The sequence below is a fragment of the Geodermatophilus sp. SYSU D01119 genome, assembly GCF_054049975.1.
The window spans coordinates 19,110-37,874 of sequence record NZ_JBJGYL010000020.1; the positions used below are offsets into that span (position 1 = coordinate 19,110).

Sequence of the window (18,765 nt, forward strand, 5' to 3'; positions counted from 1 at the left end):
CGACACGCGGCCGGGGACGGCTGGGACGGGTGGGTCAGCGGGTCAGGCCGAACACCGAGATCGTGCCGTCGTCCTCGTTGCTGGCGAGGAACAGTGCCCGGTTCGGGACGGCGAGCAGGCCCTCGGGGGCGTCGCCGGTGGCCAGCACCTGCAGCAGCCGCGGCGCGGTCTCGTCGCGCAGGTCGTACACGAGGACGGCGTCGCCGCGCTCGGAGCCGACGAAGGCGTGGGGAGTGCCGCGGATGGCGGCGACCTCCGCGCCCTCGAACTCCGCGCCCTTGTCGTCACTGCGCCCGTCGGGGTACCGCCCGGCGCCGGCCAGCGCCTGCTCGGCCGAGGTCCCCGACGAGAACAGGACCGTGCCCGACGGCGAGAACACCGTCCAGCCGCGGCCGCCGCTGGGCTCCTCCGCGAGGTCGCCCTCGTCGGCGGTGAGCAGGTTCCCGCCCGGCGTCCACTGCACGGCGTCGGGCTCGCGCGGGGCGGTGAAGGCGTCGTCGAAGGCGACCGTGCCGTCGTCGGCGGTGTCGGCGAGCTGCGACACCGTGCCGGCCGAGAATGAACCCACCACGCGCCGCTGCCGCAGGTCGACCAGGGCGACGGCGTTGTTCTCCTGCAGCGTCACCGCGGCCACGTTCCGCTGGTCGACGTCCACGTATTCCGGCTCCGGGTCGCCGGGGAACGCCGCGCCGGGCAGGCCGGTGAGCTCCACCCGGTCGACCGTCCAGCGGGCCGGCTGGCCCTGCAGCTCGACGACCGACAGGAAGCCGGCCGGCGCCTGCGGGAGCCCGCCCTCGACGCCGCCGACCTCGAGCTCCTCGTCGCGCTGGTTCTCGATGGCGATGGCGGCGTAGCGGCCGTCGGGGCTGAGCCCGATCGAGTCCGGCTGCCCGCCGAGCTGCCGCTCGGTGACGACGTCGAGGGTGCGCAGGTCGATGACGACCAGGCGGCCCGCCGGGGCGGTGAACTGGCCGTCGGTGTCGTCGACGACGGCGAGCGCGAACCGGCCGTCGCGGGTCACGGCCACCGAGGTGGGCTCCCCGCCGACGTCGACGGCGCCCACCTGGCGCGGCTGCTCGGGGCGGCCGAGGTCGACCACGCCGACCTCCCCGGTGGCGGAGTCGGTGTAGAGCACGGTGCGGCCGTCGGGGGTGACCGACAGGATCTCGGCCACCTCGCCGGCGACGTCGAATCTCGCCAGCTCGGCGAACGCCGGCGCGGGCCGGGCGGGCGCGGCGGCGGCCGGCGCGGCGGAGGCGGCGAGGGCGAGCAGCGCCAGCGGGGCGGCGGTGCGCAGGAGGCGGAGGGACGAACGCGTCACGGGGGTCCTCGGGGGTCCGGCGGAGGGGTCCCGCCGACCCAAGCCGCCGCCGGTGACGCGCCGGTGGCCGCCGGGTGACCGCCCGGCGTGCCCCCGGTGACCGGCTCCGCGTCCCCGCCGCGTCCCCGCCGCGTCCCCGCCGCCTCCCCGCCGGCTCAGGCGACGGGCACGGGGCCGGGGACGACCGCTCCCGGCCGCGGCGCCGACCAGCGCTGCGGGTGCACGACCTCGCGCAGCCGCGCGCTGACCTGGTCGACCGCGCGCTGCCCGAAGACCGCCCTCTCCACCGGGACCAGGCACATGTTGCCGCCGACGACCACGACGCCGCCGTCGTCGAGGATCGGGAAGACGTTCTCCACCTGCGACCAGGCGATGGCGTGCACGTCGCCGTCGGGGTCGCGGTGGGCGATGCCCTGGTCGCCCAGGACGATCGCCCGGTTGCCCGCGCGACCCAGCACCCGCTGGGCGAGCGAGGGCCGGATGGTGCGGCCGGGCACCGCCTCGCGGGTCAGGCCGCAGATCAGCCAGCGCTGCAGGCCCGGCAGGCCGGCGAAGTCCGACCACTCGGGCACCTGCAGCAGCGCGCTGCGGCGCACCCGCTCGAGCGCCTCCTGCGCCTGCGGCGCGGTCACCGCGGTGCAGGCCTCCATCCACCGCGCCAGCGGCAGGGCCGGGATGCCGGTCACGGCCGCGACGGCGGCGTCCATGAGGTCGGAGCGGACGAGCTCGTCCTCGTCGGCGGCGTCCAGCGCCTCCTCGAGGGCCTCGCGGGCGTGCGACAGCTCGGCCGCGCTCGGGCCGGTGCGGCACAGGTCCTGGAACTGGGTCCAGAGGATCTCCGCGACGGCGCCCTCCTGCCCCTCCCGGGCGTCGACGACGACGGCGACCTCGCGGCGGTCGGGCGTGACGTCGTGGGGAACGACCTCGGCGGAGTAGCTCAGGCCGCGCTCGGTGCGGGCCACGTCCTGCACCCGCTCGCGCAGCACGTCGGCGGCCATCCGCAGCGCCGGGTCCCACGGGCCGGTGGCCGACAGCTGCAGACCCACGCCGGGCGTCCACGACTTCGTCCACGCCGCGGCTGCCTGGTGCCGGGGCAGCGCGGGCCGGTGCGGCGGGACCGGCCGGTCGGGCAGCGGCAGCCGCAGGCTCTCGGGCAGCTCGCCGTGGCAGACCAGCGCCGCGTTGCCGCGGACGAACCACGCCGCCGCGTGCGCGCGGATCGCCTCGTCGGGCAGGAACTGCGGGCCGGGGCCGCCGGCGAACGCGACGCCGGGGCCGGTCAGGCCGTAGCGGGCCGCCCACAGGCTCTCGACCAGCCCGCCGCCGGAGCTCGAGCAGTCCTCGGCCTGCAGCACGCCGATCTCCGCGTCCGCGCGCTGCAGCGACAGGTCCGACACCGCCGCGCACACGCCCTCGACGAACTCGCGGACCGCCTCGGGGCGGCCGGTCGCGTAGAAGGACGTGGTGTCGACCGTCGTCGTCGCGTTGCACTGGATGTTGCGCTTGGGCAGCGACCCCATCACCAGGTGCTCGACCAGGTGGGTGAGCTCCCGGGTCTGGTAGGTCTCGTCCTGGACACCGACGCCGAACACCAGCACGAGCGTGGTGCGCCGCGGCCCGGGGGCGGAGAAGACCGGCACGCCGTCGATCTGCGAGGTCTGCACGCGGCCATGGTGCGGACGCCTCCCCCGGCCCGTCGGCGACACGCCCTCGGCGGGACGGATGGGACGGGTGCGCCGTCCCCCGGAGCCCGCGACCGCCCCGGCGGGCTGGGTTAGCGTCGCCCGGTGAGCGAGAGCACCTCCGACCCCGCGGCCCTGGCCGCCACCGCCGCGACCGCGCTGACCGACGCCCTGGGCGGTGGCCACGACGTCGCCGTCGTCATGGGCTCGGGCTGGGCCCCGGCGGCCGACGCCTTCGGCGACCCGGCGGCCACCGTCCGCATCGGCGACCTGCCCGGCTTCGCCGCGCCGACGGCGGTCGGCCACGGCGGCGAGGTCCGCTCGGTCCGCGCCGGCGACCGGCGGGTGCTGCTGTTCCTCGGCCGCACCCACCTCTACGAGGGCCGCGGCGTCGAGCCGGTCGTGCACGGCGTGCGCACCGCCGCCGCGGCGGGCGTGCGCACGGTCGTGCTGACCAACGCCGCCGGCGGGCTGGACCCGCAGCACCGGGTGGGCCAGGCCGTGCTGATCAGCGACCACCTCAACCTGACCGCCCGCTCGCCGCTGGTCGGCGCGGACTTCGTCGACCTCACCGACCTCTACTCCTCCCGCCTGCGCGCCCTGGCCCGCGAGATCGACCCGGAGCTCACCGAGGGCGTCTACGCCCAGCTGCCCGGCCCGCACTACGAGACGCCGGCCGAGATCCGGATGCTGCGCACCCTCGGCGCCGATCTCGTCGGCATGTCCACCGGGCTGGAGGCGATCGCCGCCCGCGCCGCCGGGGCGGAGGTGCTCGGCCTGTCGATGGTCACCAACGCCGCCGCCGGCATCACCGGCGAGAAGCTCGACCACCAGGAGGTGCTCGCCGCCGGCCGGGCCGCGGCGGGCCGCCTCGGCCGGACCCTCGTCGAGCTCATCGGCCGGCTGCCGTGACCCTGCTCGAGCAGGCGCGGGCCTGGGCGGCGGCCGACCCGCACGAGGGCGACCGCGCCGAGATCGAGGCGCTCGTCGCGGCCGGCGACACCGCCGAGCTCGAGCGCCGCTTCGCCGGGCCGCTGACCTTCGGCACCGCTGGGCTGCGCGGCCCGCTGCGCGCCGGGCCGGCCGGCATGAACGCCGCCGTCGTCACCCGGGCCGCCGCGGGACTCGGCGCCTGGCTCACCGCGCACGGGCACGCCGGCGGGGGCGTCGTCGTCGGGTTCGACGCGCGCCGCCGCTCCGACGAGTTCGCCCGGGTCACCGCCGCGGTGCTGTCGGCCGCCGGGTTCACCGTGTCGGTGCTCCCCCGGCCGCTGCCCACCCCGGTGCTGTCCTCGGCGGTCCGCTCGCTCGGTTGCGTGGCCGGCGTGATGGTCACCGCCAGCCACAACCCGCCGCAGGACAACGGCTACAAGGTCTACCTCGCCGACGGTGCCCAGCTCGTCCCGCCGGCCGACCGGGAGATCGAGGCCGCGATCGCCGCGGTCGGCCCCGCCCGAGAGGTGCCCACCTCCGACGACTGGACCACCCTCGGGGACGAGGTGGAGGCCGGCTACGTGGCCGCGGTCGTGCGGGCGCTCGACCCGGCGCAGGTGCCGGCGATCGTGCGGCAGGGCGTGACGGTGGCCTACACCGCGATGCACGGCGTCGGCGCGGCCACCACGCGGGCGGTGTTCGCCGCCGCCGGGTTCGGGCCCCTGGTGAGCGTGCCCGAGCAGGACGCGCCCGACCCGGCGTTCCCGACGGTCGCCTTCCCCAACCCGGAGGAGCCCGGCGCGGTCGACCTGCTGCAGGACCTGTCCTCCCGCGTGGGCGCCACCGTCGGCATCGCCGAGGACCCCGACGCCGACCGCTGCTCGGTGGTGGTCGACGGCCGCCAGCTCACCGGCGACGAGGTCGGGGCGCTGCTCGCCGACTGGCTGCTGCGCCGCGGCGTGCGGGGGACGTACGCGTCCTCGCTGGTCAGCGGCTCGCTGATGCACGCGCTGGCGCAGGCGCACGGCGTCCGGTCCGCCGAGACGCCGACCGGGTTCAAGTGGATCATCCGGGCGGGCACCGACGCCGAGCCGCTGGTGTTCGGCTACGAGGAGGCGCTCGGCTACGCCGTCACCCCCGACGTCGCCCGCGACAAGGACGGCATCTCCGCCGCCCTCGCCGTCGCCCTGCTGGCCGCGGAGCTCAAGGCCACCGGCCGCACGCTGGTCGACCGGCTCGACGAGCTGGCCCGCGAGCACGGGCTGTTCGCCACCGGCCAGCTCTCCGTGCGGGTCGAGGACCTGTCGCTGATCTCGGGGGCGATGGAGCGGCTGCGCGCCGACCCGCCGGCGGAGCTGCTCGGCCGGCCGGTCACCGCGACCGACCTGCTGGCCGAGGACCCGCCCGTCGACGCCGTCCGGTTGCTCGGCGACGGCGTCCGCGTGATCGTGCGGCCCAGCGGCACCGAGCCCAAGCTCAAGGCCTACCTCGAGACGGTCGTCCCGGTGCACGACGACGCCGGGATCATCGCCGCCCGCGGCCGCGGTGAGGACGAGCTCGACCAGCTGCGCGGCGAGATGGCGCACGCGCTGGGGCTGTAGCCGTGGACGCCGGCGCGCTGGTCTTCGACGTCTTCGGCACCGTCGTCGACTGGCGCGCCGGCGTCGCGCGCGAGACGGCGCGCCTGCTCGGCGCGGGCGTCGACGCCGCCGCGTTCGCCGACGCCTGGCGGGCGCGCTACCAGCCCTCGATGGAGGAGGTGCGCTCCGGCCGGCGGCCGTTCGTGCCGCTGGACACCCTGCACCGGGAGTCGCTGCCGGCCGCGCTCGCCGAGGTGGGCGCGGGCCCCGTCCCCGACGACGTCGCCGGCGAGCTCGTGCTGGCCTGGCACCGGCTCGACCCGTGGCCGGACTCCGCGCCCGGGCTCGTCCGGCTGCGGCGCCGGCACCTGCTCGCGCCGCTGTCCAACGGCGGCGTCCGGCTGCAGGTGGACCTCGCCCGGCGCGGCGGGCTGCCGTGGGACGCCGTGCTCGGCGCGGAGGTGGTCGGCCGCTACAAGCCCGACCCGGAGGTCTACGACTCCGCGCCGCGGCTGCTCGGGCTGCCGCCGGAGCGGGTGTGCATGGTGGCCGCGCACGTCGACGACCTCGCCGCCGCCCGCGAGCGGGGCCTGCGGACGGCGTACGTGCACCGCCCCGACGAGTTCGGCGGGAACCCGGTGCCTCCGGTCAGCGACCCCGGCGCCGACCTCTCGGTCGGCTCCCTGGCGGAGCTGGCGGGCGCCCTCGGCTGCTGACCGGCGGGCGCCACTCGAGCGTCCAGGTCTCCCCCACCGGCAGCGCCCGCCAGCGCCGCTCGGCGTCGGCCAGCGCACCCGCCACGGCGGCGAGCCGGTCCGGTGGCAGCCCCAGGCCCGCGGCCTCGCCGGGCAGCACCTGCGCGCCGCGGGCGCTGCGGGCCACCAGGTCGGCCACCCCCTCGGCCCGCTGGATCGCCGCCGCCCGGTCCTCCTTGAGCCGCGCGGAGCGCTCGGCCGCGTGTGGCGGCTGGCGGCCGCTGACGTGCCGCATGCTGCCCCAGACGACGCCGTCGGCCACGCAGCCCCAGATCCCGTCGGCCATCCCGAGCTCGGCCTCCACCAGCGCGTGCACCAGGTCGTGCGGCAGGTCCGCGCCCCCGCCGGCGCCTCGCATGGCGAACACGACGCCGTCGTCCCGCTCGACGACGGTCTCCACCGGACGCCGGTCGGCCAGCCGGGAGAAGGTCAGTCGCACCTCTCCAGGCTGGCCGACGGGGTCAACCGGTTTCACCAGGTCGCGAGCAGGGGCTCCCGCCGTGCGGGGCGGGAGCCGCCGGCGCCGCCGTACTGGTTGGCGCCCGGCTCGCCGGGCAGGCAGCCGACCACGACGAACAGCACGATCGGGCCGGCGATCGGCACCAGGCCCCACAGCAGGAACCAGCCGGAGCGGCCGGTGTCGTGCAGCCGGGTGACCGCCGCGCTGATCGACGGCGCGAACAGCGCCAGCGAGACCAGCAGCGTGATCGGCCCGCCGGAGAAGCTGACGTCGGCGCTGTAGTAGTCGTAGCCGTAGGACTGGTAGCTCGAGGAGTACCAGGCGAGGCCGAGCGCGATGTCGGCGACGATCGCGGCGATGCTCGCCGCCCACAGCGGCAGCGCGTAGTGCAGCCAGTAGGTGCGCCGGTCGATCCGGCCGCGGCGCACGTACCAGCTGCCCTGGTCCTGGTACGCCGGCGGGCGGGCGCCGTGGCCAGTGCCGTAGCCGGTCCCGTAGCCGGTCCCGTAGCCGGTGCCGCTGCCGTTGCCGTAGCCGAGGTGGGCGTACTCGCTCATGTGGATGTCTCCCCTGTCCGGCCCCGGTGCCCGGGGCTCCCTGTCGTCGGGGAGACGATGGCGGCGGCCGCTTGGCCCTCGGTTGGGCGCGGCTGCACCCCCGCCGCAAGCGGACCGCTAGGGGGTCGGGACCAGCTCCCGGCAGCCCGAGGCCAGCGCCCGCTCGGCGGTCTCGAGCACCACGACGACGTCGCGGCCGAACCCGACGTCGCACGGGTGGTCGCCGCCGGTGAGCGCCGCGGCCTGCAGTTGGTCGACCGCCGCCGACAGCGACTCCACGGCGCTCTCGGTGTCGGGCAGCAGCACCAGCCGGCCGGCGTCGCCGTGCACGGAGAACTCGATGCCGGTGGCCAGCGGCGCGACCGTGTGCGAGAGCGTGACCGTGGAGGCCACGCCCGGCGTCGCGTGCTGCAGCACCAGGTGCACGGTGTCGCCGGCCCCCGCGCCGGCCTGCACCGACGTCACCGGGCCGAGCGCCGGCACCAGCAGCGACAGCGCGTGCGGCCCGATGTCCCACAGCGCGCCGTGCTCGCGGCGCCAGGCGGAGTCGAAGGGGCTGCCGGCCAGGGCGCTCAGCCACGAGGCGGCGCCGCCGGCGAGCCGGGTGCGCGCGGCCTGGCCGAGCCAGGTCGTCGTCGCCGCCTGGAAGCGGAAGGTGAAGAACACGACCGAGGCCACGCCGGCCGCGCGGACCGCCGTCACCACCCGGTCGGCGTCGGCCGTGGTGAGCCCGATGGGCTTCTCCAGCAGCAGGTGGCGGCCCGCGGCGGCGGCCTGCTCGGCCAGCGGCACCTGGACGTCGGGCGGCACCGCGACGGCGACGGCGTCGACCTGCTCGAGCAGCGCGGCGAGGTCGGAGGTGCCGGGCACGTCGAACTCGGCGCCGACGGCGGCGGCCTTCTCCGCGTCGCGGCCCCAGATCCCGGCGAGCTCCGCGGTGGGGTGCGCCGCGATCGCCGCGGCGTGGACGGTGCGGGCCCAATGACCGGTGCCCAGGACGGCGAAGCGCATGGTCAGACCGCGCCGAACTGGCGGTCGCCGGCGTCGCCGAGGCCGGGGACGATGTAGGCCTTGTCGTTCAGGCCCTCGTCGACGCTGGCGGTGAACACCCGCAGCGGCAGCCCGCTCTGCTCCAGCCGCTCGAGCCCGGCCGGGGCGGCGAGCGCGCACAGCACGGTGATCTCGGTGGTGCCGCGGTCGGTGAGCAGCGTGCAGCAGTGCACCAGCGAGCCGCCGGTGGCCAGCATGGGGTCGAGCACGAACACGTGCCGGCCGACCAGCGACTCCGGCAGCGAGGCCATGTACGCCTCGGGCTGGAAGGTCCGCTCGTTGCGGGCCAGGCCCACGAAGCCCATCTGCGACTCCGGCAGCATCCCGTGCGCGGTGTCGGCCATCCCGAGGCCGGCGCGCAGCACCGGCACGATCAGCGGCGGGGAGGCCAGCCGGTACCCGGTGGTCTCGGTGACCGGGGTGGTGATCGGCTCCTCGGCGACCTCGAGGTCGCGGGTGGCCTCGTAGACCAGCATCTGGGTCAGCTCCCGCAGCGCCGCCCGGAAGGCGGCGTTGTCGGTCCGCTCGTCGCGCATGCGCGAGAGCCGGGCCCGGGCGAGCGGGTGGTCGACGACGGTCAGCTGCACGGGCGCCACCGTATCGGTCGCGCTCAGGGGGCGACGGCGAGGAACAGGGAGCCCCTCCCCGCACGGGGGAACCGCGGTCCCGGGGCGGGCCGCCGCACTGGGAGGATGGGCGCATGACCCACGTGCTCGACCCCGGGACGCTCGCGGCCGGGACCCGGCCCGCCCTCGGGTCCCGGGCGGCGCTCGACGACGTGACCCGGTCCGACGCCGCCCTCCGCGCCTTCCTGCACGGGCTGCCCGGCGTCGACCAGGTCGGTGCCGAGCAGCGCGCCGCCACGCTCGGCACCCGCTCGATCAAGACCACGGCCAAGGCGTGGGCGATCGACACCGCGATCTCGATGGTCGACCTGACCACGCTCGAGGGCGCCGACACCCCCGGCAAGGTGCGCAGCCTGGCCGCGAAGGCCCGCCGTCCCGACCCGACCGACCCCACCGTCCCGCCGGTGGCCGCCGTCTGCGTGTACGGCGACCTCGCCGGCGTCGCGCGGGAGGCGCTGGCCGGCACCGGCATCCACGTCGCCGCCGTGGCCACCGCCTTCCCCAGCGGGCGCGCCAGCCGGGAGGTCAAGCTCGCCGACGTCCGCGACGCCGTGGCGGGCGGCGCGGACGAGATCGACATGGTCATCGACCGCGGCGCGTTCCTCGCCGGCCGCTACCTCGAGGTGTTCGAGGAGATCGTCGCCGTCAAGGAGGCGTGTGCCCGGCCTGACGGCTCCGGCTCCGCCCACCTCAAGGTCATCCTCGAGACCGGCGAGCTGGTCACCCTCGACAACGCCCGCCGCGCCTCCTGGCTGGCGATGCTCGCCGGCGGCGACTTCATCAAGACCTCCACCGGGAAGATCTCCCCCGCCGCCACGCTGCCGGTCTGCCTGGTCATGCTCGAGGCGGTCCGCGACTTCCGCGCCGCCACCGGCACCCAGGTCGGCGTCAAGCCCGCCGGCGGCATCCGCACCACCAAGGACGCGATCAAGCACCTGGTGCTCGTCAACGAGACCGTCGGCGCCGACTGGCTGTCCCCCGACTGGTTCCGCTTCGGCGCCTCCAGCCTCCTCAACGACCTGCTCCTGCAGCGGCAGAAGCTGCGCACCGGCCACTACTCCGGCCCCGACCACGTGAGCGTCGACTGATGACCACCAGCCCCCTGTTCGAGTACGCCCCCGCCCCCGAGTCGCGCTCGATCGTCGACGTCCGGCCCTCCTACGGCCTGTTCGTCGACGGCGAGTTCGTCGACGGCTCCGGCGAGTCGATGAAGACCGTCAACCCGGCCACCGAGGAGGTGCTCAGCGAGGTCGCCGTGGGCACCGAAGCCGACGTCGACCGCGCCGTGCGGGCGGCCCGGCGCGCGTTCACCCGCGTCTGGGGGCCGATGCGCCCCGCCGACCGCGGCAAGTACCTGTTCCGGATCGCGCGGATCCTGCAGGAGCGGGCGCGGGAGTTCGCCGTCCTGGAGTCGCTGGACAACGGCAAGCCGATCCGGGAGTCCCGCGACGTCGACGTGCCCCTGGCCGCGGCGCACTTCTTCTACCACGCGGGCTGGGCCGACAAGCTGGCCCACGCGGGCCTCGGCCCCGACCCGCGCCCGCACGGCGTGGCCGGCCAGGTCATCCCGTGGAACTTCCCGCTGCTGATGCTGGCGTGGAAGGTCGCCCCGGCGCTGGCCACCGGCAACACCGTCGTCCTCAAGCCCGCCGAGACCACCCCGCTGACGGCGCTGCTGTTCGCCGAGGTGTGCCGCCAGGCCGACCTGCCGCCGGGCGTGGTCAACATCGTGACCGGCGCCGGCGACACCGGCCGCGCCGTGGTCGAGCACCCCGACGTCGACAAGGTCGCCTTCACCGGCTCCACCGAGGTGGGCCGCTCCATCGCCCGCGCCGTCGCGGGCACCCGCAAGGTGCTCACGCTGGAGCTCGGCGGCAAGGCGGCGAACATCGTCTTCGACGACGCCCCGATCGACCAGGCCGTCGAGGGCATCGTGCGCGGCATCTTCTTCAACCAGGGCCACGTCTGCTGCGCGGGCTCGCGGCTGCTGGTGCAGGAGTCGGTGCACGACGAGGTGATCGCCTCGCTGCAGCGGCGGATCGGCACGCTGCGGGTGGGCGACCCGCTGGACAAGAACACCGACATCGGCGCCATCAACTCCGCCGAGCAGCTCGCCCGCATCCGCGAGCTGTCCGACGTCGGCGAGGCCGAGGGCGCGCACCGCTGGCAGCCGGCCTGCGACCTGCCCGACCGCGGCTTCTGGTTCCCGCCGACGGTGTTCACCGACGTCTCCCCCGCCCACCGGATCGCCCGCGACGAGGTGTTCGGGCCGGTGCTGTCGGTGCTCACCTTCCGCACGCCCGACGAGGCCGTGGCCAAGGCCAACAACACCACCTACGGGCTCTCGGCCGGCATCTGGACGGAGAAGGGCTCGCGGATCCTGGCGATCGCGAACCAGCTGCGGGCCGGCGTGGTGTGGGCGAACACGTTCAACCAGTTCGACCCGACGTCGCCCTTCGGCGGCTACAAGCAGTCCGGCTACGGCCGGGAGGGCGGCCGGCACGGGCTGGCCGCCTACCTGAAGGGGGCCTCGCACTGATGTCGGACCGGCTCGCCGTCCGCAAGACCTACAAGCTGTACGTGAACGGGGCCTTCCCCCGCTCGGAGTCCGGCCGCACCTACGAGGTGACCGACAGCCGCGGGGCGTTCCTGGCCAACGCCGCGTGGGCCTCCCGCAAGGACGCCCGCGACGCCGTCGTCGCCGCCCGCGGCGCGTTCGGGAAGTGGTCGCGCGCCACCGCCTACAACCGCGGCCAGGTGCTCTACCGGGTGGCCGAGGTGATGGAGGGCCGGCACGCGCAGTTCTGCGAGGAGGTCGCCGCCGGCGAGGGGGTCTCCTCCGGCCGCGCGCGGGCGCTCGTCGACGCCGCCATCGACCGCTGGGTCTGGTACGCCGGGTGGACCGACAAGCTCGCCGCCGTGCTCGGCAGCGCCAACCCGGTCGCCGGGCCGTTCTTCGACTTCTCGCTGCCCGAGCCCACCGGCGTCGTGGCGGTGCTGGCGCCGCAGCGGTCGTCGCTGCTGGGCCTGGTGAGCGTGCTCGCGCCGGTGCTGGCCGGCGGGAACACCGCCGTCGTCGTGACCTCCCACCGCCGGCCGCTGCCGGCGGTGACGCTCGGCGAGGTGCTGGCCACCAGCGACGTCCCCGGCGGGGTGGTCAACCTGCTCACCGGCGACGCCGCGGAGATCGGCCCGTGGCTGGCCGAGCACGACGACGTCGACGCCATCGACCTCACCGGCGCCCCGGCCGACCGTGCGCTGGAGCTCGAGCGGCTGGCGGCCGGGAGCATCAAGCGGGTCGTCCGCCCGCCGGTGGAGGAGCCGGACTGGTCCGCCGACCCCGGCACCTCCCGGATGACGCCGTTCCTGGAGACCAAGACGGTCTGGCACCCCAAGGGGGTCTGAGGACGCCCGCCCACGCCGCCCGTCGGCCGACGGGCGGCGTGGGTCCGGCCGGATCGGTGCCGACCCGGTCCCACGGGCGCGCTGCCGGGTCGGACCCGGCAGGATGGGCTCCGTGGCCAGGCCCAGCATCGTCCCCATCGCGCTCACCGTCGACGACCGAACCGGTTACACGCTGTGGGCGCCGCCGTGGGAGGAGGACGGCGAGGAGTGGCAGGCGTTCCTCGGCACGTCCGAGGGCGACACCGCCACGGTGCACCTGTTCCCCACCCCGTCGGCGCTGGCCGCCTTCTGCCGCACCCGCACCGACCACGACCTCGCCGACCACCCGGTCTGGCCGGTCGTCAGCGGGCTGGGCGCGGAGGACCTCACGCCCGACGACGACCACCGTTACGACCTCGACGGCGTCTACGACATCGCCGCCGAGAACCCCGACCGGTGGGCGGTCGAGGAGCTGGCGGCCACCATCGACATCGTCAGCCGGCTGGCCGAGTGCCTGGACACCGCCGGCGCCGACGACGAGGACGCCCCGCGCGCCCGCACCGACGCCGATGGTGAGGACGACGACGAGGACCTCGAGGACGAGGAGACCGAGTTCCCGGCGCTGGCCGAGCTGGTCGCCCGCCCGGAGATCGGCTCGCTCGGCCTGGGCGTCGACGCCTTCGTGGGCCGCTCCGGGGAGGACGCCTGGGTCGGCGTCGGCGGGGCGCTCGACGAGCTGTGGGAGGACGTGATCGAGGAGCTGTCCGGCCACCTGGACTGGACCGGCTCGGGCACCACCACGGTCGACGCCTACCCCTCGGCCGACGACGAGGACCTCGACGAGGACCTGGGCGACGAGCCGGACGACGGCACCCCGGCGGAGCGCACGGTCGCGCGCGGCTCCGACGGCAGCGGCAACCGCCCGGCCGCCGGGTCCACCGCGGCCGCGCCCGCGGAGGCCGCCACGGCCGGCGTGAGCACCATCCGCGGCGGCAGCCGGATCACCGCCACCCCGGCCGCCGTCGCCGCCGCGGCGGAGTTCTGGGAGGCGGTGGGGATCCTGCCGGTCGAGCTGGTGGTCCCCGAGGGCGCCGGGGTGACGCTGCGCTGCTACGTCGACGACGTCGCCCGCTTCCTCGGCCGCGACGGCGAGGTGTACCTCTTCGACACCCCGGCCGAGCTCGCCCGCTTCATCGCCGGGGACGAGGACCACGACCTCACCGAGATCGCCTCGTGGCCGGAGGTCGCCGACACCGACACCCTGCCGCTGCCGGCCGAGCAGGACCGCTACGACCTGACCGAGCTCTCCGAGCTGCTGGCCGAGGTCGCCGGCGGCGCGGCGGGGCTGGTCGACCACAGCACGCTGGCGCAGCCGGTGGAGGGCGTGCGCGACGTCGCCGAGTACGCCGGGCTCTCCCGGGTCGAGGAGCTGCTCGCTCCGGGGGCCCCGCTGGGCCGCGCCGTGGTGATCGGCGAGCGCGAGCCCGGCACCCCGCTGCGGGCGGAGGACGCCGCGGCGCTGCGGACCGCGTGGGACGAGGTCGTCGCCGAGGTGGGCGGGGCGCTGGTCTTCCGCCGGTGACGCCCGTGCTCCGGGTCCGGCCCGGACCCGGAGCACGACCCGGCTCGGGGGAGGTCGTGCTCTGCCCCGCCCTGGTGGGCAGAGCTCGAGCCGGTTCGTCAGGACGCTCGTGCTCTGCCCCGCCCCGGTGGGCAGAGCTCGAGCCGGTTCGTCAGGACGCTCGTGCTCTGCCCCGCCCCCGTGGGCAGAGCACGACCCGGCTCCGGACAGCACAGCGGCCGGCCCCCGGGACGGGGACCGGCCGCTGCGTGTGTCAGTCGCGGGCGGGCGCCGGACGGTCGGGACGGCCGCCGCGCTCCCCCGGCCCGCGGGACCGGTCGCGGTCCCCGAACGGACGGCGCGGGCGCTCGCCCTCGCCGAACGGACGGCGGGAACGGTCGCCCTCGCCGGCGGGGCGGCGCGGACGGTCGCCGTCGCGGCGCCCGCGGTCACCCTCGCCGTACGAGCGGCGCGGACGGTCGCCGTCACGGCGCGGACGCCGGCCGCCGGGGCCCCCGTGCGGACGGCGGGACTCCCGCGCCGGCCGCTCGATCGGCTCCACCGGCACGCCGCTGGCGACGAGCTCGGCGATCGGGGCGTCGCCCGGCCGGACGCGGTCGACGCGCGGGTCGACCTTCGCCTGCCGGAACCGGCGCTTGGCCTGGCCGACCTGGTCGGGCAGCAGCAGCGAGACCACGACACCGGCGGCACCGGCGCGGGCGGTGCGGCCCGAGCGGTGCAGGTAGGTCTTGTGGTCGGCCGGCGGGTCGTAGTGCAGCACCAGCGAGACGTCGTCGACGTGGATCCCGCGCGCGGCGACGTCGGTGGCCACCAGGACCGGGCTGCGGGCGTCCATGAACGCCTCCAGCGCCCGGCGGCGCGCCGACTGGGGCAGCCCGCCGTGGATCGCCTCGGCCTTGATGCCGACGGCCTTGAGGTTCTCCGTCAGCCGGTCGACGCCGAGCTGGGTGCGCGCGAAGACGATGGTGCGGCCCGGGCGGGCGGCCAGCTCCTGCGTCACGGGCACCTTGTCGCGGAACGCGAGGCTGTAGGCCCGGTGCTCGGCCGGCGGGGCGTCGTCGCCGGGGCGCTTGACCTCGTGCCGGGCCGGGTCCTTGAGGTAGCGGCGGACCAGGGTGTCGACCTCGCCGTCCAGCGTGGCCGAGAACAGCAGCCGCTGGGCGTCGGGGCGGGTCTGGTCGAGCAGCTCCTGCACGACCGGCAGGAAGCCGAGGTCGGACATGAAGTCGGCCTCGTCGACCACGCTGACCTCGACCTCGGCGAGGGTGGCCTCGCCCTGCGCGATGAGGTCCTGCAGCCGGCCGGGGGTGGCGACGACGACGTCGACGCCGCGGCGCAGCTGGGTGATCTGGCGGTGCATCGGGGCGCCGCCGTAGACGGTGACGAACTGGGCGCCGATGGCCTGGCCGAGCGGGGCCAGGTTGTCGGCGACCTGCTGGGCCAGCTCGCGCGTGGGCACCAGCACGAGCGCGCGGGGCGCCCTGGGGCCGCGGCGGGCGGTGAGGCCCATGCGGGCGAGCATCGGCAGGCCGAAGGCCAGCGTCTTGCCCGAGCCGGTGGCGGCCTTGCCGAGCACGTCACGCCCGGCGAGGGCGTCGGGCAGCACGGTGGCCTGGATGGCGAACGGCGCGCGGATGTCGCGCCGCTCCAGGGCCGTCACCAGCTGCTGGGGCAGGCCCAGCGAGGCGAACGTGGGGCCGGTCTGCTCGGGCGCCGGCGCGGGGGTGTTCTCGGGGTCGAGCTGGATGTCGACGACGTCGACGGGGTCGATCAAGGACATGCGGGTGTGGGACTCCGATACAGCTCGGGCGCGTCCCGTGGTGTTGCGCGGGCGCCACCCCCTGCGTCGGGGTCCGGCGTCCTCACTGGCGGTCGCGGCGTCGCGGGACGCGGCGGGCCTGCACGGATGCGCTCATGCCCGGACGGACCGTCCGGGAGGATGTCCGGCGAGTGCCGGCACACCCACGGTAGCAGCGGAGATCACCTGCCCATTCCGGCGCGGGCGGTGGGCGTGGTCACCCGCGCAGCGCGGCGTACCCCGGCCGGACGACGTCGGTGAGCAGGCGGGCGCGGACGGCGTCGTCGGCGAAGGCGGCGGCCAGCGCGCGCTCGGTGACCGCCTGCACGTCGTCCCAGGCCCAGCCGTGCGCGGCGGCCACGTCGGCCAGCTCGCTGGTCACCGACACCCCGCTCATCAGCCGGTTGTCGGTGTTGACCGTGACGGCGAAGCCGAGCCGGTGCAGCCGGTCGACCGGGTGCGCGGCGATCGAGGGGTAGGCGCCGGTCTGCACGTTCGACGACGGGGCGACCTCCAGCGGCACCCGCGCGTCGAGCACCCGCTGCGCCACGGGGCCGAGCGGGCCGTCGCCGGGCACCTCGTCGGCGATGCGCACGCCGTGGCCGAGCCGCTCGGCGCGGGCGCCGTCGAGGGCGGCGCGGATGCTGTCGATGCCCGCGGCCTCCCCGGCGTGGATGGTGCGGTGCGCGCCGGCCCGGTCGAGCAGCGCGATCGCCTCGGGGTGCCGGTCCGGCGGGAAGCCGATCTCCGGGCCCGCCAGGTCGAACCCGACGACGCCGGCGTCGCGGTAGCGGACGACGAGCCGCGCGACCTCCTCCCACCGGTCGGCCTGCCGCATCGCGCACAGCAGCGCGCCCACGGTGATCGGGGTGCCCGCGGCGGCGGCCTCGGCGCTGCCCTGGGCGAAGCCGTCGAGGATGGCCTCGACCGCCTCCTCGATCGGCGTGCCGCCCGCGGTCACCAGCTCGGGCGCCATGCGGACCTCGGCGTAGACGACGCCGTCGGCGGCCAGGTCGAGCGCGCACTCGCGGGCCACCCGGCGCACCGCCTCGGGCCGCTGCATCACGCCGACGGTGTGCGCGAAGGTCTCCAGGTAGCGCACCAGCGAGCCGGAGTCGGCGGCCTCGCGGAACCAGCGGCCGAGCGCGTCGGCGTCGCCGGCCGGCAGGTCGCGGTAGCCCGCCTCGTCGGCGAGCTCGAGCACCGTCTGCGGTCGCAGCCCGCCGTCGAGGTGGTCGTGCAGCAGGACCTTGGGGGCACGGCGGATCGAGTCGGCGTCGAGCGGAACAGGCACCCGGCGACGTTATCTGGTGCCGCGCTCCTGCCAGCGGAAGGTCAGGACGCACAGCACCAGCCCGGCCACGCACCAGGCGGCGAGCACGAGCGCCACCCGGCCGAGCTCCCAGGTGCCCGCCGGCTCCGACGCGGCGAGGGCGTCGGGAAGGAACACCGAGCGCAGGCCCTGGGCCATCCACTTGAGCGGGAACAGCGAGGCGACCGTCTGCATCCAGGTGGGCACCTGGCTGAACTGGAAGAAGACGCCGGAGATGAACTGCAGCACCAGCGCGATCGGCGTGACCGTGGCCGACGCCGACCGGCCGTTGCGGGCCAGCGAGGACACCGCGATGCCCAGCAGGGTGCAGGCGGCGGCGCCGAGCGCGGTCACCCAGGCGAAGGTCAGCCAGTCGGCCCCGGTCGGCAGGTCGACGTCGTAGAACACGACGCCCACGAGCAGCAGGATCGCGATGATGAGCACGGTGACGGCGAGGACCTGCACCACCTTGCCGACGAAGTAGGCGCTGCGCGGCATCGGGGTGCCGTAGAGCGACTTGAGCGTGCCGTCGGCGCGCTCGGTGGCGATGGAGATCGCCATGTTCTGCAGGCTCGCCCCGAGGATGCCCGCGGCGATCACCCCGGCCAGGAAGTACTGGGTGAAGCTGACGCCGCTGCCGAGGTCGTAGTCCAGCACCGCACCGAAGACGACCAGCAGCAGCACGGGGAACACGAGGGTGAAGACCACCGACTCGCGCTGCCGGAAGAACTCCTTGAGCTCCACCCCGGCGCGGGAGCGGTAGACGGCGCCCAGCGCGGGCAGCGGCGGGGCGGGGCGGTCGGTCGTCGCGGCGCTCACGCGCGCTCCTCCCCGATCATCTGCAGGTAGACGTCCTCGAGCGTCGGCCGGGCCACGGCCAGGTCGGGCACCTCGCCGCCGAAGCGCGCGGCCAGGTCGCGCACGAGGGCGGTGGGGGTGTCGGTGGCCTCGGTGCGCCGGACGCCGTCCTCACTCCAGGTGACCACGGCGGGCGCCCGGCCCCGGCCGCCCAGCTCCGAGGGGACGGCGACCTCCGCCAGCCGGCCGCGGGCGATCACCCCGACGCGGTCGGCGAGCGCCTCGGCCTCGTCGAGGTAGTGGGTGGTCAGGAGCATGGTGGTGCCGAGGTCGCGCAGCGAGCGGATCAGCGACCAGAACTGGCGGCGGGCCTCGGGGTCGAAGCCGGTGGTCGGCTCGTCGAGGAACAGCAGCGTCGGCCGGCCGACGATGCCGAGCGCGACGTCGAGCCGGCGGCGCTGCCCACCCGACAGCGACCGGCCGCGCGCCCCGGCCTTCTCCGTCAGGCCGACCAGCTCGAGCACCTCGTCGGGGTCGCGCGGGTCGGGGAAGTACGACGCCTGCGCGCGCAGCAGCTCGCGGCAGGTCAGCTGGCTGTCGCCCGCGCCGGACTGCAGCACGATGCCCAGCTGCGCCTTCCACCGGCGCCCGCCGGAGGCCGGGTCGGTGCCGAGCACCCGCACCTCGCCGCCGTCACGGTCGCGGAAGCCCTCGCAGATCTCGACCGTGGTGGTCTTGCCGGCGCCGTTCGGGCCGAGCAGCGCGAAGATCTCGCCCCGCCGGATGTCGAGGTCGAGGCCGTCGACGGCGGTGGCGGCGCCGTAGCGCTTCACCAGGCCGCGGACCGAGATCGCGGCGTCCGGGTCGAGGGGCGCCCCGGCGTGCGGGGCGGCGGCGGAGGTCGGCGCCGCGGACGTGCTGGTCACG

17 protein-coding genes are annotated in these 18,765 nt (G+C 76.2%); 7 read left to right on the top strand and 10 right to left on the bottom strand.

What is annotated here, in order from left to right; translation table 11 throughout:
- Positions 1-34: 34 nt before the first annotated feature.
- Positions 35-1,321: a hypothetical protein gene (locus ACI79X_RS15620; protein WP_457026330.1), complete on the bottom strand. Its 1,287-nt coding sequence runs from the start codon at positions 1,319-1,321 to the stop codon at positions 35-37.
- Positions 1,322-1,476: 155 nt separating this feature from the next.
- Complete coding sequence (locus tag ACI79X_RS15625) at positions 1,477-2,985, bottom strand: hypothetical protein (RefSeq protein WP_457026331.1); 1,509 nt, start codon at positions 2,983-2,985, stop codon at positions 1,477-1,479.
- Between the two features lie 123 nt (positions 2,986-3,108).
- Here ACI79X_RS15625 and ACI79X_RS15630 point away from each other — a divergent pair, with 123 nt between their 5' ends.
- The 3 genes from ACI79X_RS15630 to ACI79X_RS15640 are packed head-to-tail and all read left to right on the top strand — an operon-like array spanning position 3,109 to position 6,232.
- Positions 3,109-3,915 (top strand): purine-nucleoside phosphorylase, encoded by an 807-nt coding sequence (locus ACI79X_RS15630; RefSeq protein ID WP_457026332.1) that lies wholly within the window; start codon positions 3,109-3,111, stop codon positions 3,913-3,915.
- Positions 3,912-5,537, top strand: coding sequence for a phospho-sugar mutase (locus tag ACI79X_RS15635; RefSeq protein ID WP_457026333.1), 1,626 nt, complete (start codon positions 3,912-3,914; stop codon positions 5,535-5,537). Before ACI79X_RS15630 ends, ACI79X_RS15635 begins: the two co-directional genes overlap by 4 nt.
- A gap of 2 nt (positions 5,538-5,539) precedes the next feature.
- Positions 5,540-6,232, top strand: a complete 693-nt coding sequence (locus ACI79X_RS15640; RefSeq protein ID WP_457026334.1) for a haloacid dehalogenase type II — start codon at positions 5,540-5,542, stop codon at positions 6,230-6,232.
- On the opposite strand, the gene ACI79X_RS15645 is transcribed toward ACI79X_RS15640, so the two are convergent.
- The 4 genes from ACI79X_RS15645 to upp form a co-directional block, all read right to left on the bottom strand.
- On the bottom strand, positions 6,165-6,710 hold the full coding sequence (locus ACI79X_RS15645; RefSeq protein ID WP_457026335.1) for a hypothetical protein: 546 nt from the start codon (positions 6,708-6,710) through the stop codon (positions 6,165-6,167). The two genes, ACI79X_RS15640 and ACI79X_RS15645, sit on opposite strands and share 68 nt — an antisense overlap.
- Before the next feature lie 32 nt (positions 6,711-6,742).
- Positions 6,743-7,288 carry a DUF805 domain-containing protein gene (locus ACI79X_RS15650; protein ID WP_457026336.1) on the bottom strand — a complete coding sequence of 182 codons (546 nt, stop codon included), beginning with the start codon at positions 7,286-7,288 and terminating at the stop codon, positions 6,743-6,745.
- A 117-nt stretch (positions 7,289-7,405) separates the two neighbouring features.
- Positions 7,406-8,299: a Gfo/Idh/MocA family protein gene (locus tag ACI79X_RS15655; RefSeq protein ID WP_457026337.1), complete on the bottom strand. Its 894-nt coding sequence runs from the start codon at positions 8,297-8,299 to the stop codon at positions 7,406-7,408.
- 2 nt (positions 8,300-8,301) lie between these two features.
- Positions 8,302-8,925: a uracil phosphoribosyltransferase gene (gene upp / locus ACI79X_RS15660; RefSeq protein WP_457026338.1), complete on the bottom strand. Its 624-nt coding sequence runs from the start codon at positions 8,923-8,925 to the stop codon at positions 8,302-8,304.
- A 113-nt stretch (positions 8,926-9,038) separates the two neighbouring features.
- Here upp and deoC point away from each other — a divergent pair, with 113 nt between their 5' ends.
- The 4 genes from deoC (at position 9,039) to ACI79X_RS15680 (ending at position 13,930) form a co-directional block, all read left to right on the top strand.
- Positions 9,039-10,052 carry a deoxyribose-phosphate aldolase gene (gene deoC / locus ACI79X_RS15665; protein WP_457026339.1) on the top strand — a complete coding sequence of 338 codons (1,014 nt, stop codon included), beginning with the start codon at positions 9,039-9,041 and terminating at the stop codon, positions 10,050-10,052.
- On the top strand, positions 10,052-11,503 hold the full coding sequence (locus tag ACI79X_RS15670) for an aldehyde dehydrogenase family protein (RefSeq protein WP_457026340.1): 1,452 nt from the start codon (positions 10,052-10,054) through the stop codon (positions 11,501-11,503). Before deoC ends, ACI79X_RS15670 begins: the two co-directional genes overlap by 1 nt.
- Complete coding sequence (locus ACI79X_RS15675) at positions 11,503-12,369, top strand: aldehyde dehydrogenase family protein (protein ID WP_457026341.1); 867 nt, start codon at positions 11,503-11,505, stop codon at positions 12,367-12,369. Before ACI79X_RS15670 ends, ACI79X_RS15675 begins: the two co-directional genes overlap by 1 nt.
- 112 nt (positions 12,370-12,481) lie before the next feature.
- Complete coding sequence (locus ACI79X_RS15680) at positions 12,482-13,930, top strand: hypothetical protein (RefSeq protein WP_457026342.1); 1,449 nt, start codon at positions 12,482-12,484, stop codon at positions 13,928-13,930.
- Between the two features lie 253 nt (positions 13,931-14,183).
- On the opposite strand, the gene ACI79X_RS15685 is transcribed toward ACI79X_RS15680, so the two are convergent.
- The 4 genes from ACI79X_RS15685 to ACI79X_RS15700 form a co-directional block, all read right to left on the bottom strand.
- Positions 14,184-15,710 (bottom strand): DEAD/DEAH box helicase, encoded by a 1,527-nt coding sequence (locus tag ACI79X_RS15685; RefSeq protein WP_457026343.1) that lies wholly within the window; start codon positions 15,708-15,710, stop codon positions 14,184-14,186.
- 235 nt (positions 15,711-15,945) lie between these two features.
- Positions 15,946-17,022 (bottom strand): adenosine deaminase, encoded by a 1,077-nt coding sequence (locus ACI79X_RS15690; protein WP_457026344.1) that lies wholly within the window; start codon positions 17,020-17,022, stop codon positions 15,946-15,948.
- Between the two features lie 9 nt (positions 17,023-17,031).
- Positions 17,032-17,859 carry an ABC transporter permease gene (locus ACI79X_RS15695; RefSeq protein WP_457026345.1) on the bottom strand — a complete coding sequence of 276 codons (828 nt, stop codon included), beginning with the start codon at positions 17,857-17,859 and terminating at the stop codon, positions 17,032-17,034.
- Positions 17,856-18,764 (bottom strand): ABC transporter ATP-binding protein, encoded by a 909-nt coding sequence (locus ACI79X_RS15700; protein ID WP_457026346.1) that lies wholly within the window; start codon positions 18,762-18,764, stop codon positions 17,856-17,858. The genes ACI79X_RS15695 and ACI79X_RS15700 overlap by 4 nt, the downstream gene beginning before the upstream one ends.
- Position 18,765 lies beyond the last annotated feature (1 nt).